Source organism: Aeromonas sp. Y289-2 (assembly GCF_027705925.1).
Classification (GTDB): Bacteria; Pseudomonadota; Gammaproteobacteria; order Enterobacterales; family Aeromonadaceae; genus Aeromonas; species Aeromonas veronii.
In genome coordinates this window covers 1-23,154 of sequence record NZ_JAPDCH010000024.1, presented here as the reverse complement: position 1 = coordinate 23,154, position 23,154 = coordinate 1, and the positions used below count along the sequence as shown (strand labels likewise).

15 protein-coding genes are annotated in these 23,154 nt (G+C 60.2%); 5 read left to right on the top strand and 10 right to left on the bottom strand.

Annotation, left to right across the window (positions count from 1 at the left end; translation table 11 throughout):
* Nucleotides 1-53 precede the first annotated feature (53 nt).
* The 7 genes from OKC43_RS20760 to OKC43_RS20730 all read right to left on the bottom strand — a co-directional run bounded on the left by OKC43_RS20760 (nucleotide 54) and on the right by OKC43_RS20730 (nucleotide 12,397).
* Nucleotides 54-1,370 carry a hypothetical protein gene (locus tag OKC43_RS20760; RefSeq protein ID WP_270660614.1) on the bottom strand — a complete coding sequence of 439 codons (1,317 nt, stop codon included), beginning with the start codon at nucleotides 1,368-1,370 and terminating at the stop codon, nucleotides 54-56.
* A gap of 244 nt (nucleotides 1,371-1,614) precedes the next feature.
* Entirely contained in the window at nucleotides 1,615-3,678 is a 2,064-nt protein-coding gene (gene recD, locus OKC43_RS20755; protein WP_236271726.1) for an exodeoxyribonuclease V subunit alpha, read from the bottom strand.
* A complete protein-coding gene (gene recB / locus OKC43_RS20750; RefSeq protein ID WP_270660612.1) occupies nucleotides 3,675-7,283 on the bottom strand; it encodes an exodeoxyribonuclease V subunit beta in 3,609 nt (1,202 codons plus the stop codon). Before recB ends, recD begins: the two co-directional genes overlap by 4 nt.
* Nucleotides 7,283-10,657 carry an exodeoxyribonuclease V subunit gamma gene (gene recC / locus OKC43_RS20745; RefSeq protein WP_236271724.1) on the bottom strand — a complete coding sequence of 1,125 codons (3,375 nt, stop codon included), beginning with the start codon at nucleotides 10,655-10,657 and terminating at the stop codon, nucleotides 7,283-7,285. The genes recB and recC overlap by 1 nt, the downstream gene beginning before the upstream one ends.
* A gap of 258 nt (nucleotides 10,658-10,915) precedes the next feature.
* On the bottom strand, nucleotides 10,916-11,308 hold the full coding sequence (locus OKC43_RS20740; protein ID WP_005342720.1) for a DoxX family protein: 393 nt from the start codon (nucleotides 11,306-11,308) through the stop codon (nucleotides 10,916-10,918).
* Nucleotides 11,309-11,347: 39 nt separating this feature from the next.
* Nucleotides 11,348-12,034 (bottom strand): pirin family protein, encoded by a 687-nt coding sequence (locus tag OKC43_RS20735; protein WP_236271723.1) that lies wholly within the window; start codon nucleotides 12,032-12,034, stop codon nucleotides 11,348-11,350.
* Between the two features lie 30 nt (nucleotides 12,035-12,064).
* A complete protein-coding gene (locus OKC43_RS20730; protein ID WP_139740468.1) occupies nucleotides 12,065-12,397 on the bottom strand; it encodes a hypothetical protein in 333 nt (110 codons plus the stop codon).
* A 258-nt stretch (nucleotides 12,398-12,655) separates the two neighbouring features.
* Here OKC43_RS20730 and OKC43_RS20725 point away from each other — a divergent pair, with 258 nt between their 5' ends.
* Nucleotides 12,656-13,570: a LysR family transcriptional regulator gene (locus tag OKC43_RS20725; RefSeq protein WP_236271722.1), complete on the top strand. Its 915-nt coding sequence runs from the start codon at nucleotides 12,656-12,658 to the stop codon at nucleotides 13,568-13,570.
* A 99-nt stretch (nucleotides 13,571-13,669) separates the two neighbouring features.
* Nucleotides 13,670-14,089 carry a hypothetical protein gene (locus OKC43_RS20720; protein WP_236271721.1) on the top strand — a complete coding sequence of 140 codons (420 nt, stop codon included), beginning with the start codon at nucleotides 13,670-13,672 and terminating at the stop codon, nucleotides 14,087-14,089.
* 93 nt (nucleotides 14,090-14,182) lie between these two features.
* Here OKC43_RS20720 and OKC43_RS20715 read toward each other — a convergent pair whose 3' ends face one another.
* The gene (locus OKC43_RS20715; protein WP_128834453.1) at nucleotides 14,183-16,177 is read right to left on the bottom strand and encodes a methyl-accepting chemotaxis protein; all 1,995 of its coding nucleotides are present in this window, start codon (nucleotides 16,175-16,177) and stop codon (nucleotides 14,183-14,185) included.
* 191 nt (nucleotides 16,178-16,368) lie between these two features.
* Complete coding sequence (locus OKC43_RS20710; RefSeq protein ID WP_005355311.1) at nucleotides 16,369-16,719, bottom strand: hypothetical protein; 351 nt, start codon at nucleotides 16,717-16,719, stop codon at nucleotides 16,369-16,371.
* A gap of 199 nt (nucleotides 16,720-16,918) precedes the next feature.
* Here OKC43_RS20710 and OKC43_RS20705 point away from each other — a divergent pair, with 199 nt between their 5' ends.
* From OKC43_RS20705 to OKC43_RS20695, 3 genes are all read left to right on the top strand, one after another.
* Nucleotides 16,919-17,641, top strand: a complete 723-nt coding sequence (locus tag OKC43_RS20705) for a response regulator (protein ID WP_040068709.1) — start codon at nucleotides 16,919-16,921, stop codon at nucleotides 17,639-17,641.
* A 33-nt stretch (nucleotides 17,642-17,674) separates the two neighbouring features.
* Nucleotides 17,675-19,036 (top strand): ATP-binding protein, encoded by a 1,362-nt coding sequence (locus OKC43_RS20700; protein WP_005356852.1) that lies wholly within the window; start codon nucleotides 17,675-17,677, stop codon nucleotides 19,034-19,036.
* 140 nt (nucleotides 19,037-19,176) lie between these two features.
* Nucleotides 19,177-20,565, top strand: a complete 1,389-nt coding sequence (locus OKC43_RS20695; RefSeq protein WP_236271720.1) for a transporter substrate-binding domain-containing diguanylate cyclase — start codon at nucleotides 19,177-19,179, stop codon at nucleotides 20,563-20,565.
* A gap of 67 nt (nucleotides 20,566-20,632) precedes the next feature.
* On the opposite strand, the gene OKC43_RS20690 is transcribed toward OKC43_RS20695, so the two are convergent.
* Entirely contained in the window at nucleotides 20,633-22,585 is a 1,953-nt protein-coding gene (locus OKC43_RS20690; RefSeq protein ID WP_236271719.1) for a ligand-gated channel protein, read from the bottom strand.
* Nucleotides 22,586-23,154: the final 569 nt, after the last annotated feature.

The window sequence follows — 23,154 nt, the reverse complement described above, 5'->3', positions numbered from 1 at the left end:
TCATGTAGAACCTCCTGCGTTCAAGATACGAGAAAATTCTACTTATGAGCACCTCAGTTTTTCGGGGGGATTACCATTTCTAGTCTCTGCAAATGCTCTCTGACTCGTTTAATTCTAATATCTAACCATCTATTTACTTCTTCATTACTCACAAAAGAACCTGGCTTCATGGCTTTACACTCGATGATTCTTGGCTCACCGACTTGAGGAACGACATAAACATCAACCTCAGCCTTTTCTCCACCATTATTTTTAAATGTTCTATTAAGATAGACATTGCCAGCAGTAGAATTTCTTATTATGTGACTGACCAGTATTTCAAAGAACGCGCCACGCATATTACCCATAGCACCTTCGAGACTGCCTAACCTTGTAATCACTTCATCAAAAGCTTTACTTTCAATCTCTCCTATAGCTGACTTTTTAGTAATATCGATTAAAGATATGAATGCTTCCGCTATATCTTTACCAAAAAGACTTTCTGGTGTTGCTGGTATAACGCCTTTTTCTTTAAGCTTATTCAGTGCTTCTTTTTCATAGCTAAGGGCAACGAAAATGTAAATAACCTTGTTTATTTTCTTCAATGCTTGCAGTGAGTTTATTTTATTTAAAAATGGCTCTATATGAATTAGCTCTACATTTTTTGAAAATAAAACATCACAAACAACAAAGCCAGGATTGGGCTTATCCTGCTTATTCCAATCGACTAATGGAGCCAAGTAACTAGGTGATGAAAGATCCCAAAAAAATGGTCCAACCATTGGTTGACTATTGATGTCACCTCTGGTCTTGATACAATCAAAACTTGCTATAGATAACCTTCTAAGCCACTCTTTCATGGCGCCAATAAATATTTCTTCAGCAAGTAACCTTGCACGAACAGAAATTATTTCCAGCTCTTTCAATTCATTCCTATCATATAAATCCTTAGTAAGGACACACTCCCCTATACCATCTACTTCGTCTTTTACAAAAATCCTCGCATCAAGCATTCTTTCCAATACACTAAATGCACTAATTTTTTTCTGCTGAGCTTTTGGTGAACCACAAATGGTATAAAAATGCTCTATAGGAACAATCCCTCTAGCCTGTACAGCACCTAGAGCTAAAGCGTACGCACCTTTCTGGCTATAAATTGCTTTAAACAAATGTCCCCAGAACATTGGAGAACCGTAATCTTGTTCTAAATATGTAAAGCGAGTCCCTCTAGAAAACGTTAAATATGCTAGCTGTTTTACTCGATTACTTGATCGTCTGATCCGTTGGCGAGCAGCTTCATGTGTTAATCCATGCTTCTCTACAAGGTATGCGGCCAAATCACTGCTCAGACAAGGGCCAAGATTCTTATACGAAAGTGCCTCTTCAATCACGACCTTCCTCCCTACTGGGTATGTCACGCTGCGCTATTTATAAAACAAAAACACATGTACCGACCCACAAAAAGCGCACCGAGACAACACCCGTTAAAAATCAATACTTTAAGTAGAAAAAATGACAAGCGCCATTACCGTGCGTCACGGTCATAAAACATACCGCTCATTGCCACAGCACTGTTGGTGCAATTAGCACAGCGTAACGGGTCAACAGCAACTCCCTTTACCGCCGTCCAATCGCTTACTCCCCCAACCTCTCCGCCAATCCGGAATAACGCTCGGTCTTTTTCCGTACCGCTTGTGCCAGCAGGGCGCGATCGCCGTAGAGATCGAGCCTGACTTTGGCGCGGGTGATGCCGGTATAGACCAGCTCGCGGGTCAGCAGCGGGCTGGGGCTGTCGGGCAGCACCAGCACGGTATGGGCAAACTCCGAGCCTTGGGACTTGTGGATGGTCATGGCGTAGACCGTCTCGTGGGGCGGCAGCCGACTGGGCAACAGGGCGCGCAATGTGCCATCCGGCTGCTCGAACCATACCTTGAGCCGCCCAGTTTCATCGGGCAGGCAGAGCCCCATATCGCCGTTGTAGAGGCCGACCCCGTGGTCGTTGCGCACCACCATCACCGGGCGGCCGGCATACCAGTCGCCATCGCGGGCAATCAGGCCAGCCCGTGACAGGGCCAGTTCGAGCCGCTCGTTAAGTCCCAGCACGCCGAACGGGCCATCGCGCAGGGCGCAGAGGATCTGGAAGCTGTTGAATGCCTTGAACACGGCGGCGGGCGCCTCCCCCGCGCGGGCCGCCTTCAGATAGCTGCCGTAACCGGCTACCCCCTGGGCAATCAGGGCATCGTAGACCTCCCCCGCCCAGGGGTGCAGGCTGATATCGGCAAAGCCCATGCCCCAGACCGCCTCCACCGCCGTGGCATCGCCGCTGTTGCAAGCGTGCGCCAGCTGGCCGATGCCGGAGTGCTGATCAAAGCGCCAGCTCTTGGCCAGCAAACAGAGGCTGTCGCGCACCGGTGCCCCCGCGGGCGTGCCCTGCAAGCGGTAGCCGGTCTGGCGGGAGAGCCACTCCGCCTGCGCGGGGCTGATGCCCTGTTCGATAAAGCTGCAGATATCGCCGAGCACGGCCCCCGCCTCCACCGAGGCGAGCTGATCCTTGTCGCCGAGCAGGATGAGGCGAGCGTGGCTCGGCAACGCATCGAGCAGCCGCGCCATCATCGGCAGGTCGACCATGGAGGCCTCATCCACCACCAGCAAGTCAAGGTGCAGCGGGTTGCCCGCGTGGTGGCGGAACTGGCTGCGCCCCGGAATGACCCCGAGCAGCCGGTGCAGGGTACCCGCTTCGGTGGGGATCGCTTCGACCCACTCGGGGGGCAGATCGAGGGCCTGCAGGGCAGAGCCGATACTCTCGGTGAGGCGCGCCGCCGCCTTGCCGGTGGGGGCCACCAGCCGGATCGCTGGCGCCTTGCCAGCCTGCAGGCCGGTCTCCACCAGAATGGCGAGCAGTTTGGCGACCGTGGTGGTCTTGCCGGTGCCGGGGCCGCCGGAGATCACCGCAAAGGGGCGCGCCGCCGCCGTGGCCGCCGCCAGCTTCTGGCCGTTGCAGCAGAGCGCCTCGGGCACCAGCGTATCCAGTTTGCTCAGGTCGCTCGCCGCCTGGGCGCTGGCCAGCAGCCCTTCGATGGCGGGCCAATCCACTTCATTGGGGAACACCAGATCGAGATACTTTTCGATAAAGTGGCGGGCCGAAAAATCGGGGGCGAGGCGGGCCTTGAGCAGCGCCGCGAACACCAGCCCGTAGTCGCGAGCAAACAGCCGCGACAGGGCCGGGGCTATCTCCGGCCATTCGGCGCGCTCGCTCAGGGTACGCAGATGGCGGGCCACCCCCAGTTCAAAATCGTGGTAGCGGGTGAGGTAGAGCCGCCCGTGCCACAGCCGCAGCGGCCAGCGCGGGGCAAGCCCCTCATCCTGTTCGGTACCCACGAGCGGGCTTGCCGCAAACAGGGCGGGCCAGCGGGCAGGATCCGCCAGATCAGCCAACAGATCCCGGCTCTGCTGGGGATCCAGCCCGAACGGGCGCAGGGATCCGGCAGCGAGCATCTCCAGCGGCAGACAGACATGGCCACGCCCCAGTTCGAAGCAGGTGAGCGCCGCCCCCAGCACCAGCTCGGGGCTGCCGCCAAGGTCGGCCACCAGCCGGGCAAATTGCAGATCCAGCTGGCGGATGCGGCCAGCCAGCGCCAGTGTTTTGAGCCGTTCAACCATCATTGCGCTGGCTGCGGTGCTGATCATGGTGCCGCTCATGCCTCTACCTCGTTTAATTCTGCTGATGACACACCGCCGGAGCGATCACCATTTCTAAACAACTCATCCAGCCCCTGCACCAGTTCACGGCTCGGGCGGGTATGGAAAATGCCCCCCTGCGGCATGCCGCGCAGGAACAGATAGAAGACCCCGCCAAAGTGCTGCTCGAAGTCGTAGCCCGGCAGGCGCAGGGTGAGCAGCCGGTGCAACGCCAGCGAGTAGAGCTGGTATTGCAAGTCGTAGCGGTGCTCGGCCATCGCCCGCTCCAGCGCCGAACGGCTGTAATCGGCAGGGCTCATGCCGAGGTGGTTCGATTTGTAGTCGAGCAGATACCAGCGCCCCTGCCACTCGAACACCAGATCGATAAAGCCCTTGAGCATCCCCTGCACGGTGGCAAAGCTGAGCGGCTTGTTGCCCCGCGACAGCGGGTCGTGCTGCTGGCAGAGCGCGGTTAGCGCCGGTGCCGTCACCCGTCCCATGGGCAGGAAGAACTCCAGCTCCACCTGCTTGCGCTCGGGGGCCAGCTCCCGCAGCCGCACCGGCTCACCAAAGCCCGTTTCCAGCGGGGTATCCAGCACCGTCTCCACCTGCTGTTGCAGCACCGGGGCCCAGCTCTCGTCGAAGCCGTCTTGCAACAACAAGCTGGCGATATGCTCTGCCAGCGGCTCGCCGCCGGCGCTTTGAAAGTCGATGGTCTCGAACAGGCTGTGCAGCAAGGTGCCGGGGCGCGCCCCTTTCGGGAAGGTGAAGATGGAGGGCTGGGGTGCCTCCTCCGGTTGCTCGGAAACCAGCGCAGCCGCCTCGGTGACGACCTCGTCATCGAAGCCGGGATTGGCGAGTACGCCCTTGCTGTGACCATGACCCTGCGCCGCCAGCCCGGAGTAGGAGCTGATCCACCAGTCCCGCTCAAGTGAACCGCTAAAGTGGCGCACCTGCGGCTCGCCCAACTGCTCCTCCTCTGGCGGCAGCGGGGCCGGACGAGTGAGCGAGGGCTCACCGACGGCCACCCCGGGCAGCGCCTGCGCCAGCTCGGTCAGGGCGGTCGCCAGCGTCTGCGCATCCCCCTCTTCGCCCTTTTGCAGCAGGTAGCCGATGGCGGTGTGGTGCAGGTCGGTCTTCTCCGACTTGCCTGCTCCTGCCCGCACCGGCGCCAGCCCCAGCCAGGTGGCGTAGACGCCCCGGGTCAGCGCCACATAGAGCAGCCGCAAATCTTCGGCAAGGCGCTCCCTGTCCGCTTCGGCGAGCGACGAGTCGGCGCCGGTCAGATCGAGAATGGTGCGATTGCCCGCCTCATCCGCTTCGTGATAGAGCGGGGTCTCGGCGGTTCTGTGGCTACAGATAAAGGGCAGGAACACCAGCGGGTACTCCAGCCCCTTGGATTTGTGGATGGTGACGATCTGCACCAATTTCCGCTCGGATTCGAGCCGCAGTACCTGCTCCGCATCCTGCCCGTTGGGGCGGCTCACCGCCTCCCCCAGCCAGCGCAGCAGGGCATACTCCCCGTCCAGCTCGCTGCTCACCTGTTGCAGCAGCTCGCCGAGATGGAGGAAGTTGGTCAGCCGCCGCTCGCCATAAGGGCTCGCCAAAAGCGAAGAGGCGAGATTGCGCCGGTGCAGCAGGGCCCGCAGCATCGCCAGCACGCCGCGGCGATGCCAGATCTTGCGGTACTCCATAAACTCCTGCACCGCGCTCTCCCACGCCCGCTCGTCGCTGGCCAGCCCATCGAGCGCCTTGGCGTCGAGATCAAACAGGCCAGTGGCGAGCGCCGCCCGCAGGCTGCGCTCCTCGCTCGGGTTCTGGCAGGCGTGCAAAATCAGCAAGATCTCCCGCGCCTCCACCTGCTCCAGCACGCTCTCGCGGTTCGACAGATAGACGGAGGCGATGGCGAGCCGCGCCAGCTCCTGCTGCACCAGCTTGCCCTCGGCGCCGGTGCGCACCAGCACGGCGATATCTCCGGCCTTCACCGCCTTGTCACCGATCAGCGCCTTGCCCTCGCGGGCCAGGGTCAGCAGGCGGTGGATCTCGGCGGCGGTGGCGCGGGCCATCTTGCTCTGGTAATCCCCCCGGTTGAAGGTGGGCTGGCCGCTCAGCTGCCAGCAGTGGAGCACGGGGGCGGTGACGCCATCGAGCAGCAGCGCCTTGCTCTTGCCCTGCGCCTCCACCGGCAGGAAGGGGATATCCGCCTCGTAGATAAAGGGATCCTTGGCTCGCTCGAACAGGCCGTTGACCGCCCCTACCAGCGCACTGCTGGAGCGCCAGTTGCGCCCGAGGGTGTAGTGGGCGCTCACATTTCGCCGCGCCTGAATGTAGGTAAAGATGTCGGCGCCGCGAAAGCCGTAGATGGCCTGCTTGGGGTCACCGATCATCAACAGCGCCGTGTCGCTATGGCCGCCGTAGAGGCGATGGAAGATGCGGTACTGCTGGGGGTCGGTATCCTGAAATTCATCGATCATCGCCACCCGGTAGGTGGCGCGAATGCGCTCGCAGAGCCGCTCGCCAAGGCTGGAGCCGAGCGCCCCGTCGAGGTCTTTCAGCAGGTCATCGAACGAGAGCTGATGAGCCTGCCGCTTGCTCGCCTGCATCCGGCTGCGCACTACTTTGGCTGCCCGTTGCAGGATCAGATCCCGAATACCGGGGCGACTCGCCAGCAGTTCATCGATCTGGCTGAACAGTGGCAGGGTCGGCACTGCGCCCCCCTTCTTGAGGTTCTCCTCCAGCACCGTCTGGCCAAAGCGCTCCAGCTCCTTGGGGATGGCGTAGCCACTGCTCTCGTCCTGTGCCCAGTCGGCTATCTTGGCAAGCCACCCTTCGTAGTTCTTGCCGGTGTAGCGGCTTACTTGCCCGTCGGTCTGGCGGCGGATCTCGTCCGTCTGCGCCAGCCACTCGCTCTTCACCGCAGCGATGCGACTCATGGCCGCCTGATGGCGGGCGGCGAGGGTCTCGTCCCCCAGCGCGGGGTGGATCTCCAGCTCGCTGTTGTCGAGCCAGCTGCCCATCTCCCGCAGCAGGGCCGCGGGGCTTGGCCAGAGCGCGCGCACCGCGCTGGCGAGGGCTTTATCCACCGGATAGAACTCGGATCGCCAGTAGTCGCTCACCGCCTGCAGCCTGAGCTGGCTGTCGTCGGTGAGAAATTCGGTTTCAAAGAGGGCGCCCGACTCGAAGGCGTTCTGCTTGAGCATCCGCTGGCAGAAGCCGTGGATGGTAAAGACCGCCGCCTCGTCCATCTGCCGCTCGGCGGCCAGCAGGCGGCGGGCCGCCAATTCGTGATCCTCCACCTCGGCCAGCAATTGGGCCAGCAGGGTGTCACTGCTATGGCCGCGCATAAAGGCGAGCCGCGCCTCGTGAATGCGACCGCGGATCCGCCCGCGCAGCTCGGCGGTGGCCGCTTCGGTAAAGGTCACCACCAGAATTTCGGTCACCGAGAGCGGCCGCTCGTGGGCGCTCGGCTGACCGGCATCGGCGCCCTCTTCGATGAGCGGGCCGTGGCCCAGCAGCAGGCGCAGGTAGAGACCGGCGATGGTGTAGGTCTTGCCGGTACCGGCGGAGGCTTCGATCAGTCGTTCACCATGGAGGGGAAAACGCAATGTATTGAGCGGGTTAGCCATTATTTCAGCTCCTCCAGGGTCTTGAGCAGCGGGGTCAGGTGTTCGCGGGCCAGCGCCTGCAACTGCCCCAGCACCTCGTCATCGAGTTCGGGGAAGCAGCGGGCGACGTAAACGTCTTGCCCCTCCCCATTGATCATCCAGCCGCCGTTGAAACGGGTGAGAGCCGCCTTGTCGGCCGCCTCCGGCTTGTCGGGATCCTTCTCGATCGCCTTGAGCCAATCCCATGCGGTGTTGGGGAAGAAGGGCAGCGGCCGCTTCATCCCCTGTGCCCAGCACGCCACCAGCGCCGCCAGCTTGGGGCGCGCCTCATCGGCAGCGAGCTTGGCTAACCGCAGACTCTGTTTGGCATCGAACAGCAGGGTGTCGCCGGGGGCGCTGCTCAATGAGAGGCAGAGGTGCTGGATCCAGCCCAGCAGCAGATCCTTGCCGTTGAAGCTGCCGGGTTTGACCACCAGCAAGCGCCCCTTCTGGGTGTCGATCCACCCTTGCAGCTGGCCCTGAGTGAGAGAAATATCGATCTCCACCGCCTGCTTTGCTGACTCATTGGCAGCAACCCATGGCCGCAGCCGATCCGCCAGCTTGCCCATCTCGGCATCCAGATCGTCCAGCAGCAGGCTGCCGAACCACCCTTGCGGCAGCAGGCCGGTGAGCTGCAACCGCTCGCGACGTTTGCTCACGCTGTCGCTCCGCTCTGGACTATCCCCCTCTGCCAGATGGGCATCGAGCAGCAGATCTTTCAGCTGATAATGTTGCAGACCATCCAGCTCGAACGGCTCGCTGTCCTCGATGTTGGCTTCGTTCAGCTCAAACCACACCTTGAGGCGGCGGTTGAGGAAATATTTGGTGGGCTGGCGATAGAAGCGCAGCAGCTCCGCCAGCTCCAGCCCCTGCTCCTTGCCCCATTCGGGGGGTAGCGGCAGCTCGCCGCTCTGGAAGTTGGCCGCGCCGCGCTCTGGGTTAAGGGCGGGCAACCAGTCGGCGGCATAGGTAAAGAGGCGCGAACCCGGCTCCGGGTAGAAGTAGTTACGGCTGTAGGGGGTGAGCGGATGCGCCACCATCAGGTGGTTGAGCAGCCGCTTGCCGGAGGTTTCGTCGTCCAGCTCCTCATCCCCCGCCAGCACAAAGCCCTGCCGCACATAGTCGATCAGCTCCGCCAGCAGCACCGACGGCACCTTGTCGCTGTTGTCCTGCGCACTGAAACCCTGATAGCTGATATAAAGCCCCTGCTGGGCACTGAGCAGCGCCTCGAGGAACAGGTAGCGGTCATCATCGCGACGGGAGCGATCCCCCCGCCGCGACGCCACCGCCATCAGATCGAACCCCATGGGAGCCAGGGTGCGCGGGTAGACGCCGTCGTTCATGCCGAGCAGGCAGACCTGCCTGAAGGGGATGGAGCGCATCGGCATCAGGGTACAGAAGTTGACCTGACCGGCGAGGAAGCGCTGACTGGAGCGGGACTCCCCCAGCACGCTGCCGAGGTAGTCCTGCAGCAGGTCGGCGGTAATGGGCTGCTCGAAGCGGGCCTCGCCAAGTCGGGTCTGCCACTCGGCCAGCTGGCTGCGAATAAGCTGGAGCTGACGCTCTTCATCCTCGTCGGCCAGATAGAAACGCTCCAGCAGCGCCAGCAGGCAGGCGTTCCACTCGGCCAGCGGCTGGGCCTGTTGCAGGCGGGGCAAAAACTCGGCCAGCGAATCGACAAACCAGGCGAGCTTGCCGAGTGCCAGCCCCTGCTGACCCTCGATATCGGCGTAGGGCAGGATGCCCGCCACCGGCTCGCCATCCCCCATGGCAAAGCCGAGCAGCATGCGGCGCAGGCCGAACAGCCAGCTGTTGCCGGACATGGGCGGCAGATCGAAGCGGACTGGGTAACCGTCATCCAGCCCCCAGCGGATGCCGGTCTCCTGCACCCAGACCCGCAGCTGGTTGAACTCGTCGTCATCCAGCTCGAAACGGCGCAGCACGGCGGGCACCTCGAGAATGGCGAGCAGCTCCCCTGCCCCGAAGCGGGCATTGGGCAGCCTGAGCAGGGCGAGGAAGCTTTGCAGCAGCGGGCTCTCCTGACTCGCCGCCCGATCCGAGACCGCAAACGGGATCTGGCCCCGAGCACCAAACACCGCCTGAATATAGGGGCCGTAGCTATTCACATCCGGCATCATCACCACCACATCTTTCGGGGTGAGGGACGGGTCCTGCTCGAACAGCGCCAGCAGCCGGTCGTGCAGCACCTCGAGTTCGCGCATCGGGCCGTGGCAGGCGTGGATCTGCAAGGATCCATCCGCCGGGCTGATGGGGCTCTTGTGATGGCTGCTGTCGAGATCGAACTGACCGGCGCCTCGTTCTGCCAGCTCCAGCACATCCTTCTGGATGGCGCGCAGCAGGCTGACATTGCCCTTGCCATCCAGCTCGTCGATATCGACGAAAGCCTCGATTTGCGGCACCTCCAGCTCCATCAGCTGATGCAGGTAGTCGCGTCCCAGCTTGCCCATGGAGGCGAGCAGCGGGTTGGCGAGGCCTTGCAACGTCTCGATATCGGTGCCGGGTTTAAGTTTGTTCTCCAGCCGTGCCAAGGTCTTGCGATCCAGCAGATCCCCCCAGTAGTAGCGGCAGGGGTTGGTGACGAACAGGTGCACCTCCACCTCCGGGCGGCTGCCGAGGGCCAGCAGCGCCTCCACATAGCGCGGCGGCAGCGCCGAGATGCCGAACACGAAGACCCGCTGCGGCAGCTTGCCCGGCAGATCGGCGGTGCGTGCCAGCTCGTGGATAAACTCCTCGTAGAGGTTGGCGCGGTGGTAACCGCTCGGAGAGAGCGCCAACGTGCGTGCCACCAGCTCACGCCACAGCTCCGGCTGCCAATCCTGACCGCTCACTCCGGCCAGCTCCTGACTCAATTCTTCCCCTTCTTCCCAACGGGCGATCCAGTCCGGCCGGTAGACCAGATACTGGTCAAAGAGATCCGCTACCTTCTGGCAGAGCTGCCACAACCGCACCTGCTCGGGCTCCTGGGCAGGATCCTCCTCATCTCCCCCGCCCAGATAGGCGGCGAGCGGGGCAAAGGCGGGGCGCTCCAGCAAGGCGGGCAGAATGGTCATCAGCTGCCAGCTCATGGATCCCTTGTTGTAGGGGCTCTGGCGCGGCACATCTGCCAGCACCCGGGTGAACATCTCCCAGATAAAGCTGGCGGGCAACGGAAAGTCGATATTGGCGGCAATGCCGAAGGCTTTGGCCAGCTCCAGCTTGAGCCACTGGGCCATGCCCGGACTCTGCACCAGGATCTGCTCCCGATCGAAGGGGTGAGAGAGAGGGGCCTGCCGGATGCGGCTCACCAGCAGCTCTTTGAGCAGATCCAGCTGATTGGAGTGGTAGAGGGTAAACATGAGCAATTCCCGCCTGTGGATGAGAGGGGGCGAGGGAAAAGGCGAGCCATTTCCGTCACTTCACAAGAGAGGGAATTGTCAGGGATCGGGGGATAAGATGCAAAAGGCACTTGTGGCCAGCAGGCGGGCAAACCGCTGAACCATGAGGGGCGCCGCAGATTTGTGCCGTCACCTCACCTACCCGGAAAACGCAGACAGAAAAAAGCCGGTGCAGTTGCACCGGCCAAAAGGCATTGGAAAACTTGACTCTTCAGGGCATTACCAGTTTTTGCCAAGACGGGCATCCAGACTGAAAGCCCCTGCTCCGGCCGCCGCCAGCGCTAGGAAACCACCGGCCACTGAGACGTTCTTCATAAACATCAGCATCTGCATCTGTTCTGCAGGCTGATAATGGAAAATAAAGGCAGCCATCAGGGTGAAACCGGCCAGCAGCACGGAGAGGCTGCGGGTAAAGAGACCGAGCACGACGGCAAGGCCACCACCCAGCTCAAGCAGGATCACCAGCGGCAACATAAAGCCCGGCACGCCCATCGCTTCCATATAGCCCTGAGTACCGGCATAGCCGCCGATCTTGCTCCAGCCCGCCATTACGAACATCAGCGCCAGCAGTACACGACCCGCCAGCAGCGCTACATCTTTCATCTTGTCCATTTCATATTCCTCATTTGTGTCACATCACCGCTGACTGCTTCAGGGTAGGTCAAATAACAGAGCTTGGCTGGCACTGGTCGCAACCAGCTCCCACCGGTATTCATCACGACTGAGTACCCCGTCGCCGGGTCGGGCAGCCAGACCGTTGGCGGTCAACTCCCCTGAAATCATCTGCAGGTAACCGTGTCGGCCAGTCAGTGCCCATTCGAGCGTCTCGCCCGGGGCCAGTTCCAGCCGCCATACGCGGGCCTGTTGGCGGATCCGCAGCGATCCCGCCTCGCCATCCGGTGACGCCACCAGCGTCATGCCCGGTCTGGACTCGATCTTCTTCTGCTGATATCCGGGTGGTGTGCCGAACTCGTTCGGCTCGATCCAGATCTGCAACAGGGAGAGAGGATCCGTCTGCGAGGGGTTGTACTCACTGTGGCGGATCCCGCTGCCTGCGCTCATCAGCTGGAAATCCCCTGCCGGGATCTGCTCGGCATGGCCGAGGCTGTCCTTGTGCTCTATGGTGCCTTGCAGCACGCAGGTGAGGATCTCCATGTTGGCGTGAGGGTGGGTGGCGAATCCGCCACCCGGCGCAACCAGATCCTGATTGATCACCCGCAGTACCGAGTGCCCCATCCACTCCGGGTCATAGTAGTGACCGAAGGAGAAACTGTGGCGCGCGTCCAGCCAGCCAAAGTTGGCCTTGCCCCGCGCTTCTGCGGCTCTCAATTGCATCATGGTCTGCTCCTCACCTACCGGGACGGTTGATTAACGCTGTTTGCCGCTACCGATACCGAACGGAATACGGTATTCGCTGCTCTCGCCAGCCAGGCTGACGGTCAGGTTGCCCTGGGTACGGCTCGGGATCCGCACCTGCTGGGTGCCTGTCAGATTGGCGTGGACTGATGCCAGCAGATCGCCAGACTCGTCACGCACTTCCAGCATCGGATTGGCTTTGCCATCCATTGCGGCAGTGGCGTTCCAGTTCACAAACAGCACGCCGGGCATGGCATTGAAGTCAGCCGGTACGGAAGCTTGGGCGAAACCAGTGGTCATCAGGCCTGCAACGGCCAGCATCTTGATTACGTTTTTCATGTTCATTCACTCTCTTGTTTTATATGTCATTGCCAAGGCCTTTTCGGCCAGAATCAATGCATCCATGCAAGAGGTTATTCAAATAGTGTGTTGTTCTTTCACCGACATCAGACAGACCGATTTGGTGTGTCACAGTGCGGAACTACCCGCATATTTGGCCGCTCGACGTTCCTGCCTAAGCGTTGATTGAATATTAAAGTGACATGACCTAACTTGTTAGCGAGATAAACTGGCAAACATATTCAAAAAAATTGAAGGTGAGGAATGGCCAAGGAATCGAACAAGGAGCGGGCGCTGACCCTGGAGGCAATCCGGGTGCTGGACGCCATCGACCGCCGCGGCAGCTTTGCGGCGGCGGCCGACGAGCTGGGCAAGGTGCCCTCGGCATTGAGCTATACGGTGCAGAAGCTGGAAGACGAACTGGATGCCATGCTGTTTGACCGCAGTGGCCACCGCACCAAGTTCACCCCGGCGGGACGCATGCTGCTGGAGCGCGGCCGGGTGCTGCTGGAGGCAGCCGAGCATCTGGTGGGAGAGACCCGGGCGCTGGCCCGTGGCTGGGAGACCGACATCACAATCGCCGTCGATGCGCTGGTCCCGGTGCAAGCCCTCTACCCATTGGTGGAGAAGCTGGCCGAGCAGACCGATACCCGACTGCGGTTGCGGGCAGAGGTGCTGGCGGGTAGCTGGGAGTGTCTCGAAGATGGTCGCGCCGACCTGCTGATCTCCTCCATCAATCCGGACATCATGATGACCGGCATCAAGCATCAGGTGATCAAGGACGAGGTGATGCTCTACGTCGCCCATCCCGATCACCCGCTGCATCAGGAACCCGAACCCTTGGCCGACGAGACCCTGCGTCGCTATCGCGCCATCGCGGTCGCTGATACCGCCCTGCGCAAGCCGGTGCTCACCTACCGCCTGCTCGACAAGCAGCCGCGTCTCACTGTCAGCACCATGACGGAGAAACGGGATGCCCTGCTGGCAGGGATCGGCGTCGGCACCATGCCACAGAGCTGGATTGAGGAGGACATCCAAGCCGGACGGCTTAAGGTGATCAGCCCCGAATATCGCCATCAATTGCAGGTAGTGCTGGCCTGGCGGCGAGACACCATGGGCAAGGCTAAAAGCTGGCTGGTGCGGGAGATACCAAAACTGTTTGCGGCTGGTGAGAAATGAGATCCAGTTAACAGAAATGTTAATTGCATGCCTCACTTGACGCCCAATATCTTTGCTGATTTCATAGCCGCCTCATTGAACCCATGGAAGCTGTAGAAAATGAAAAAGAGTTTGCTGGTTGCCCTCACCACCCTGCCCCTGTTTGCCAATGCCGGCCTGATGGATTCGCTGACCGACAGCGTCACCAGCAGCGTCAAGGATGCGGCCAGCACTGCCGTATCCGGTGCCATGGACAGTGCATCCAACGAAGCCATCAAAAAGGCTCTGGATATCAAGGAAGGCGGCTCCAACAAGCAGGCAGTCAAAGAGAAGCTGGGCGCTCCTGCCACCACCAAGACCGAGGCCGGTCTGGAAGTGTGGACCTATGATCTGGATGCCCTGAAGAAGGCCTCTCCGCTGCTGGCAGAAACCACCAAAACCCTGCTGAAAGATACCGATGCCGCCAAGAAAAACGTGGTCATCAAGTTCGAAGGCGAAACCGTCAAGAAAGTAGAGCTGACCGACAAGGCTCAGGGCTAAGTTCGCTCGTCCGGTGGAGTGGGCTGAACACCCGCATCGGCACAGATAGCAAGAGGGGGAGCACCGGGCTCCCCCTCTTTCATTATCGGTTTGTTACACCTTGAAGCGATGCACCAACGCCACCAGCTGGCGATTGGACTCCAGCAGGGTGGCCGAACTCTGTTCGGTATTCTGACCGTTATCCACCAGCAGATTGACCATGTCGCGGATGGTGACCATGTTGCGGTTGATCTCTTCGGTCACCCGGCTCTGCTCCTCTGCCGCAGTCGCAATCTGGGTACCCAGATCGTTTATTTGCACCACGGCATCCGCCATCTTGTCGAGCCCGCCGGTCACCTGCTCGGTATTCTCGGTCGCCGCCTGACAGCTCTGCTTGGTGTGCTCCATGGCCACCACGGCTTCTGCCACCCCCTGCGTCAACCGGGAGAGCATGCTCCCCACCTCGGCAGTGCTATTCTGGGTTCTCGCCGCCAGTGCGCGCACCTCATCAGCAACCACGGCAAAACCGCGCCCCTGCTCACCAGCCCGCGCCGCCTCGATGGCCGCGTTGAGTGCCAACAGGTTGGTCTGGGCAGCAATATCGCCGATCACGCTGAGTACACTGCTGATCTGGCGAGCATCTTCCTGCATCCCCAATACCTTGGTCGCAGCAAGATCCACTTCATCGATCAGCGCCGCCACACTGGCAGAGGCCTGACCCACCACCTGACGGGACTGAATCGCCTGACCATTGGCAGACTCGGTAAAGCTGGCGGAATCGCTCGCGTGGTGCGCCACACTGTCGGCAGTGGAGCTGAGCTCGGTCAGGGCTGTCACTATCTGATCGGTCTCGGCGGCATGCTCACCGAGAATGCGTCTGGCCTGCCCCGTCTGCTGATCCAGCTGGGCCAATTCACGGGTAATCAGCTCTGTGGTCTCGGTCACCTGCAACATCATCTGCTGCAGATAGGCGATAAAGCGGTTCACCGATTGAGCGATATGGTCCAGCTCATCGTGCCCCTTGACCCGGATCCGGGCAGTCAGATCAGCATCTCCGGCCGAGAGCGCATCGATGTTCTGCTTGAGGGTGTCGAGTCGACTGCCCAGCTGCTTGATGGCCATCAACATCAGCGCAAACAGCAGCACCACTAGCGGTAGCTGGATCGCTGCCAGCGTCTTGAGCACCTCCTGACTGTCGTGGGTCAGGGTGCTGGTCGGCAGCGCCGCCGCCAACAGCCAGGGGGTTCCTTCGATGGGTTGCATCAGCAATGTCTGCTCTTCACCCAGATCCTGAAAGGTAGTGCGCTGCAACGCGGCGCCATTACCCGGCCCCAGCAGGCTAGCGATGGCGCTGGCAAAGGGATAGTCCCCGTGAGATGAGAGGTTGCCCAGCACCACATCCCCGCTCAAACGACCATTCTTGCTGAGGATCTTGCCGTCGGCCTCGACGATCATCACCTGACCCCCGATCTCCTGCTCTTTTTTGGCGACCAGATCATTGAAGAAACCCAGCGTCACATCGATGGTGGACACCCCGTAAAGGGAACCGTCACGATAGATCCCCATGGCACAGTTGGTGCGCGGCTGTTGGCTGGCACCATCCTTGTAAGCCGCCGCCCAGACACACATGCCTTTCTCCGCCTGCTGCCCGGCTCTGTGCCAGGGCTGCTCGAAATAGTTGGGCGCCTCGGCCGAGTTCCAGTAGGTGTTGGGGATCAGCTTGTTGGCACCATCCCGATGAAAAAAGGTACTGAACTTGATGCGACCGGCTTCCCGCTGATCCGGCATCGGCCAGATGCCGCCACCAAACACCATGGCATTGCCATATTGATCGATCAGAGCAGGGAGAACAGCATCGATTTGCTCACTCGGCAGTTGGGCCACCAGCTGGGTGATACTGCGTGACTGGCTCTGCACCCCGTTGAGCTGATCGCGAATGTCGGTCGCAATCTCGCTGACCCGCAGCACCAGATTCTGCTCACCCGCCCGTTGCAGCTCGGGTTTGACCCATAACTGGATACCGATTACGGTCAGCACACAGACCGCCACCATGAATCCCAGAAAAACGGCGGTATATCGCCCCTTGATTGTCCCCAGATCCCAACCCATACCCTCTCCTGTTTTCGGCCACTGCTAACTGCAGCTTGTTATATGAGTGGGTATTATCTTGCAATTCGCTCACGGCGCGTTTGCCATCGCTCACATAAGCGACAGCAAGATAAGGATTCGAGCGAAAATGGATCGATACGATCACAAAAGGGTGGCCTCGGCCACCCTTGGGTTGATAACAGCTGGCGCTGTTACTGGTTCGCTTCGGCGAACTGCTTCATTGCTTCGGCGTGCTTGGTCATACCGGCGGCACGCTCGTTGAGCTTCTTGATGAACTCCGCCTTCTTGGCCGGATCTTCAATGCGATCATAACGTTGCTGCAGGTTGGCCTGGATCTGCTCCGGGGTCATGTTCTGCATGCGGGCCATCTTGTCGTGGCGACCACCGTGGTGTTTGCCACCCATCATGCCGCCGCCGTCCATCGGGCAATCCACCATGGCACCGGGCTGGCCGGTGGGGGCTGCTTCACTGGCTGCATAGGCACCCAGCGGCAGGCCAAGGATCAGGGTGGCGGTCAGCAGGGTTTTGGTCAGCTTTTTCATGGTCTATCTCCTGTAGGGATGATTCTGGTTCGGCGCTCTTGCCTTGCCCTCAAGTAAACACCCTATCGGTGTCTGAACTTTGCCAGCCTCACCCTTTTTTGTAGCAGAGTGTGGCATCGTGCGGATCTGGCACACTTTGACACAAACCGCCGGGCGGATTTTCGTATACTCGTGCCAACGCCAAGCAGGGGAGGTATTCATGAACCAGGGCAACACTCACATTCTGGTGGTCGACGACCACAGCGAGATCCGCGATCTGTTGAAGCGCTTTCTCGAACAGCACGGCCTGCGGGTCAGCTGCGCCCGGGATGGCAAGGAGATGAAGCGACTGCTGGAGGAGCGGGAGTTCGACCTGCTGGTGCTGGATCTGATGATGCCGGGTGAAGATGGTCTGACCCTCTGCCGCGAGCTGCGGGTCAAATCGAACCTGCCCATCATCATGCTGACTGCCATGGGGGAAGAGACCGACCGCATCATCGGATTGGAGATGGGGGCCGACGACTATCTGGCCAAGCCTTTCAATCCGCGCGAGCTGCTGGCGCGCATCAAGGCGGTGATGCGCCGCACCCAGGCCGACACCCAGCCCGCCGCCGAAACCCTGACCCGGGATCTGCGCTTCGATCGCTGGCTGCTCGACGTCAATCGCCGGGAGCTGGTCGATGAGGATGGGGTGGGCCTCAGCCTCTCCACCGCAGAGTTCGATCTGCTCAAGGTGTTTCTGGAACGCCCGCAGCGAGTGCTGAGCCGGGATCAACTGCTGGATCTGGCCCGTGGCCGCGAGGCGGTGGCCTTCGATCGCGCCATCGATACTCTGGTGAGCCGCCTGCGCCGCAAGCTGGAGCGGGATCCCAAGAATCCGGAGCTGATCAAGACCATCTGGGGTGGTGGTTATATGTTCTCCGCCGACGTGACGCAGGTTTAAGCAGTGGGCACCTTGCGACGACTGTGGGCACGGATGTGGCCCAAGGGGCTGACCGGCCAGATCATTCTGGTGGCGCTGGCGGGGTTGATCCTGATCCAGCTGCTCAGTATCCAGATCTACCGCACGGACCGGGAGGAGGCGCTCGGCTTCGTCAACAGCCGCAACGCCATGCAGCGGATCATCTCTGTGGTCAGGCTGCTCTCCCTCTCGCCCCCGTCCCTCTATGACGAGATCCTCAAGGCGAGCCGCAGCGAGACCCTGCTGCTGCGCCTCTCCGACGAACCGCTGCAACCGGATAACCGCAGCCCCCGCTTCGAGCAGCTGGTGCGCTCGCGCCTCAACTACCCCCCCGGCCTCACTGTCGAGATCAGCGCCGAGCTGAAAGAGGATAACCAGCGCAGCAAGGCGTGGGAGCATCACGCCCGCATGATGCGGGATCGCAAGGGCCCTCCGCCGCCGCGGGATATGCGGCTCTATGGCTCCATCGAACTGCCGCAGGGGGGCTGGCTGCAGTTCAGTTCGCTGGTCGACAAGGAGGCAGGCAGCTGGTCGTGGCAGACCACCCTCAACCTGATGCTGGTCGCCAGTCTGGTGATCGGACTGATGGTGCTGCTGTTTCGCCGCGCCACCCGCCCGCTCAAGCAGCTGGCAGGCAATGCGGAGCGGCTCGGGCGGGGCGAGGATATCGAACCCTTGAAAGAGGAGGGGCCGACCGAGATCCGCGAATCGATTCAGGCCTTCAACCGGATGCACACCCGGCTCGACCGCTTCGTGCAGGACAGAACCCGGATGCTGGCGGCCATCTCCCACGATCTGCGCACCCCCATCACCAGCCTGCGGCTGCGCACCGAGTTTCTGGCCGATGGCGAGGACAAGGAGCGCATCCAGCAGACCCTGCAACAGATGGAGCAGATGCTGGCCGCGACCCTCAGCTTTGCCCGCGAGGAGGGGCAGCAGGAGGCCACCCGCGAGCTGGATCTGGTCAGCCTGCTGGTCAGCCTGTGCGATGACTATGCCGATACCGGCCAGCCGGTCACCTGTCTGGCAGAGGGCAAAGAGGTCTACGCCTGCCGGGCCAACACCCTGCGCCGGGTACTGCAGAACCTCATCGGCAACGCTATCAAATATGCCGGCAGTGCCGAAGTGTCACTGGAGCGACGCAAGGAGGAGCTGTTGATCCGGGTCTGCGACAACGGCCCGGGGATCGATCCGGCGCGGCTGGAGGATGTGTTCAAGCCGTTCGTGCGGCTCGATGAAGCGCGCAACACCGAGTCCGGCAGTGTCGGGTTGGGCCTCTCCATCGCCCGCACCCTGGTCCATCAGCACGGCGGCGAGCTGACCCTGCTCAATCGGCCACAGGGGGGACTGGAGGCGCGGATCAGCCTGCCGCTGTAAGTAATTACTCTATCCGCCAGCATTGTCATGGCGCCGTTTGCATCATGCAAACTTCATCATTTGAGCGCTTGTTCTTCGATCCGAAAGACGGTGATAATCGGTGACCACGGGACGGCATACGGCAACGGATTGGAGCAAGGATGGCCTCTTCCAGGACAGGAGTCATAGTCAGTATCGGGTGGGGGCTCCTGCTGCTCGCCCTTGCCCTGCCTGCCTGGGCCAAAGCCCCGGAAGAGCCGATCATCATTACCAACTCCAAAGCCTGGCAGCCCTTCTCCTATATCAATGAGTCGGGCCAGCCGGATGGCCTGCTGATCGATTTGTGGCGTGAATATGCCCGGGTGACCGGCCAGAAGATCGAGTTCAGGCTGGTCGACTGGCAAGGCTCCCTCGACCTGCTCCATGAGGGGAACGCGGACGTTCACGCCGGACTGCTCTGGTCACCGGAGCGGGACAAACTGTTCGACTATGGCCGGCCTCTCGCCCAGCTCGACTCCCAGCTCTTCTTCTCGAGCGAATTGCGCGGCACCGATGTACATTACTACCTGCTCCATGAAACGGTCGGTGTGGTAGCCGGTGGCTACGAGGAGTATTACGCCAGACGCTACTTCCCCGGCACCAGACTGCAAACCTTCAATGACAATGACACCCTGCTGGCGGCGGCCTTTCGGGGCGACATAAAAGCCTTTATCGCCGATCTGCAGGTCGCCAACTTCTACATCTATACCTCGGACGATCCCACCCGCTTTATTCCGGTTCGCCACCTCTATACCGACCAGATCCGCTTTGCGGTGAAAAAAGGCGACCTTGCCCTGTTAAACCGGCTGGAAGAGGGATTCGCCAAGATCAAAGAGAGCGATCGCGAGCGGATCATCCGCAAGTGGATGCATGTCGAAACCGTCTACCCCATCCATCTCGGTCCCTGGTTGCTGTTGGCCGGAGTGCTGATCATGGTGGCCTACATAGTGCAACTGCGCCGCGCTGTTGCCAGCCGCACCACCGAGTTGAGCCGCGCCAACGCCAGACTGGAGCAACAAGCCAGTACAGATCCCCTGACCGGCCTGCTCAACCGACGGGCATTCATGCCCGCCATGGAGCAGCGGCTGGCAAGCGGCATGCCCTGTGCCCTGTTGCTGTTCGATGTGGATCACTTCAAGGAGACCAATGACCGCTTTGGTCATGGCATCGGGGATCTGTTGCTGGAAAAGCTGGCCACGACTGTGACGAACCTGTTGCCCGAAGAGGCTCTGCTGGCCCGCATCGGAGGCGAGGAGTTTTGCCTGCTGCTGCCGCTGGCTACATTGGCTGAGACAGAGCAATGGGCCGAGCGTATTTGCCTGGAGAGCAACCGGCAAACCCTGCACACCAGCAGCGGCGAGGTGACCCTCTCCATCAGCACCGGGGCAGTCTGGGTCACCGCAGAGAGAGAGGCTGATGCCGACCAGCTACTACGGCAGGCTGACGCCCTCATGTATCAGGCCAAGGGACTGGGGCGCAATACCTGGCAAGCCGCCGTCTATCAGGCGTAGCCCCCTGACGGAGGCGCAATAAAAACGGCCGCCATCAGAAAATGGCGGCCGCATAACAGGTTCCATATCAGAAGTTGTAGGTCACGCCCAGGTTGTAGCGGCGACCATCCAGCACAGTGCCATAGCTGCTGTAATCCACTGTTTTGTCGAACAGGTTGTAGACCCCGGCTGTCAGATCCAGATGCTTGTTGGCCTTATAGACCAGGCCCATGTCAAAGAAGGTGTAGGAAGGTGTCCCCTCCGCCATCTTGACCCGACTCAGGTACTCGGAGGTCTCGCCACGGAAGTTTACCCGTGACCAGAGGCTGAGATCCTCGGTGGTTTGCCAGTCAACACTGCCGTTGAACATGTGACGGGGCATCTGGTTGAGGGCATGACCAGCCAGTGGACCACTCTTCTGCTCGGACTGGGTAAAGGTGTAGCTGGAGCTGACCGACCAATCCTCATTGATGGCCCAATCCATCATCCCCTCGACACCGCGCATGTTCGCCTTGTCGACGTTGACCCGATCACTGATGAAGTCATAGCTGTGACCATTGAGGGTACAGGCGGGATCGCTCTTGCTGGTGCAACGACGCACTTCGGATATCTTGTTCTTGAAGTCGGTGTTGAACAGGGTAACCCCGGCGTTGAAGCCCTGATGACCGTTCCACAGCAGGCCGATCTCTTCACTCACACTGGTCTCGGGTTTGAGATCAGGATTACCGACCAGCATGCCATCCAGGCTGCCACCACCGGTGACCTGGCCCCAGTTGGCTGCCGACATCCGCAAGTCAGGGGAGCGGTAACCGGTTGATACGCCCCCTTTCAGGGTCCAGCTATCATCCAGATGCCAAACTCCGTAGAGGCGCGGGCTCCAGTGAGAACCGTAATTCTGATCCCGATCCATGCGGGCGCCACCGGTCAGGGCAAAGCTGTCAGTGAGTGACCACTCATCCTCGACAAACATCGCCCAGCTCCAGCGAGTCAGCTGCTCGGCAGGGTTGGCCACTTTCAGGGTATTGCCCTGATCGTGCAGATCCTCATAGCGATACTGACCACCAACGCTCAGGTAGTGATCACCCAGAATAAACTGGGTATGGGTATCTGCGATGGTGTTGGTGAGCTCCATCTTGCGGCCGGGGTTGGTGTTGGTCTCCTGCTGCAGATAGCTGCTGGAAGAGCCGAAATCATACTGACCATCATGGGTCAGCGCATAGTTGGTGCGCTCGTATCGGTTAAGGCTATCTTTCGCCTTGGCAGCCAGCGAATTGCCGGCCGTGCGATCCCGATCCTGCAGACTGCGACTGGCTTCCAGATCGAAGCGGTTATGGTCATCAGGCTTGAAGCTGAGCACCGCCGTGCCACTGCGAGTCTCCTGCTCGGCAAAACCCTGGATAAATTTGTCTTCACCACGATGGGCGAGCTGACCATTGAAACGCAGCCCCAACACGCCATCGATCAGTGAACCTGCGGTATAGGCATCGGTCTGGAAGCTGTTGCCGGCATCCTTGTTCTCCTGGAAGGTAGAATCAGCATGAACCGATCCCTGCCAGGCCAGGCCGGTGGTCTTACGGGTAATCACGTTAATCACGCCCCCCATGGCATCGGAACCATAACGAGATGACATGGGGCCACGGACGACCTCAATGCGCTCAATCGCCTGCAGTGGCGGCAGCCAGCCCTGCTCGATACCAGGACCATCGCTGTTCGGGCGAGTGCCACGGCTATCCACCTTCTTGCCATCAACCAGCATCAGAGTGTATTTCGACCCCATACCGCGAATGCTGATATCACTGCTGCTACCCCCCCCCGTCACCACGACACCGGGGACATCCTTCAGTGCGTCGGTCACGTCGCGATAGGCTCGCTTCTCCAGCTGTTCGCGGGTAATCACGGAGATGGAGGCGGCAGAATCTTCAATCTTCTGCTGGAAGCCGGAAGCGGTAACGACCATCACCTCTTGTTTGGCAGCATAGGCCTGGGTCGCAAGAAGGGAGCAGATCAGCAAGGCAAGCTTGTTCGGTTTCACTGTTGTCATGTTTTAGCCTGAACATTTTTAGTAGGAAGGTGACGTATTCCCTTACTTCACTTATTACAACGCCCTGGCATCCGGCCACGCGCAGTATTAGAAAAGGCTCATTTGAAAAGCACTTTATTAATCAGCCCGCATTGTAACGACCCCGCCCTGATCATTCAAACAATAATCATTATCATTTATCTCGCGTGGCATTCCTGCTGCAAAACAGTTCATTCTTGATAAGAGACTGTTTTAATGGAATAAATCCATAAGCAAAAAAGGGGATTACACAAACAAGTGGAAGCGATGACGTACCGTTGCAAGATGGCCTGATTTAATCCTCAAGCTCTATCAGCTCGCAGCGGAACGTCATCGCGGTGGGACGTCGGCAGCTCACCAGCAGGCTAAAAACATCAAAACCCGGTCATGAAGCCGGGCCTTGCTGTTCGTTCTGGTGTGCAAATATGTGGGTCGCTGGGCAAAATCGCCCATAGCAAAAAGGCCTTCCCATCTGGGAAGGCCTTCAAATTAGTGGCGGAGCGGACGGGACTCGAACCCGCGACCCCCGGCGTGACAGGCCGGTATTCTAA

What these genes read in the sequence shown, in the direction of transcription:
- OKC43_RS20740 (WP_005342720.1), bottom strand. Translation starts at nt 11,308, where the DNA reads ATGGACAAGATGAAAGATGTAGCGCTGCTGGCGGGTCGTGTACTGCTG.
- OKC43_RS20710 (WP_005355311.1), bottom strand. Translation starts at nt 16,719, where the DNA reads ATGAAAAAGCTGACCAAAACCCTGCTGACCGCCACCCTGATCCTTGGC.
- OKC43_RS20730 (WP_139740468.1), bottom strand. Translation starts at nt 12,397, where the DNA reads ATGAACATGAAAAACGTAATCAAGATGCTGGCCGTTGCAGGCCTGATG.
- OKC43_RS20725 (WP_236271722.1), top strand. Translation starts at nt 12,656, where the DNA reads ATGGCCAAGGAATCGAACAAGGAGCGGGCGCTGACCCTGGAGGCAATC.
- recB (WP_270660612.1), bottom strand. Translation starts at nt 7,283, where the DNA reads ATGGCTAACCCGCTCAATACATTGCGTTTTCCCCTCCATGGTGAACGA.
- OKC43_RS20700 (WP_005356852.1), top strand. Translation starts at nt 17,675, where the DNA reads ATGTGGCCCAAGGGGCTGACCGGCCAGATCATTCTGGTGGCGCTGGCG.
- OKC43_RS20705 (WP_040068709.1), top strand. Translation starts at nt 16,919, where the DNA reads ATGAACCAGGGCAACACTCACATTCTGGTGGTCGACGACCACAGCGAG.
- recC (WP_236271724.1), bottom strand. Translation starts at nt 10,657, where the DNA reads ATGTTTACCCTCTACCACTCCAATCAGCTGGATCTGCTCAAAGAGCTG.
- recD (WP_236271726.1), bottom strand. Translation starts at nt 3,678, where the DNA reads ATGAGCGGCACCATGATCAGCACCGCAGCCAGCGCAATGATGGTTGAA.
- OKC43_RS20690 (WP_236271719.1), bottom strand. Translation starts at nt 22,585, where the DNA reads ATGACAACAGTGAAACCGAACAAGCTTGCCTTGCTGATCTGCTCCCTT.
- OKC43_RS20715 (WP_128834453.1), bottom strand. Translation starts at nt 16,177, where the DNA reads ATGGGTTGGGATCTGGGGACAATCAAGGGGCGATATACCGCCGTTTTT.
- OKC43_RS20735 (WP_236271723.1), bottom strand. Translation starts at nt 12,034, where the DNA reads ATGATGCAATTGAGAGCCGCAGAAGCGCGGGGCAAGGCCAACTTTGGC.
- OKC43_RS20695 (WP_236271720.1), top strand. Translation starts at nt 19,177, where the DNA reads ATGGCCTCTTCCAGGACAGGAGTCATAGTCAGTATCGGGTGGGGGCTC.
- OKC43_RS20720 (WP_236271721.1), top strand. Translation starts at nt 13,670, where the DNA reads ATGAAAAAGAGTTTGCTGGTTGCCCTCACCACCCTGCCCCTGTTTGCC.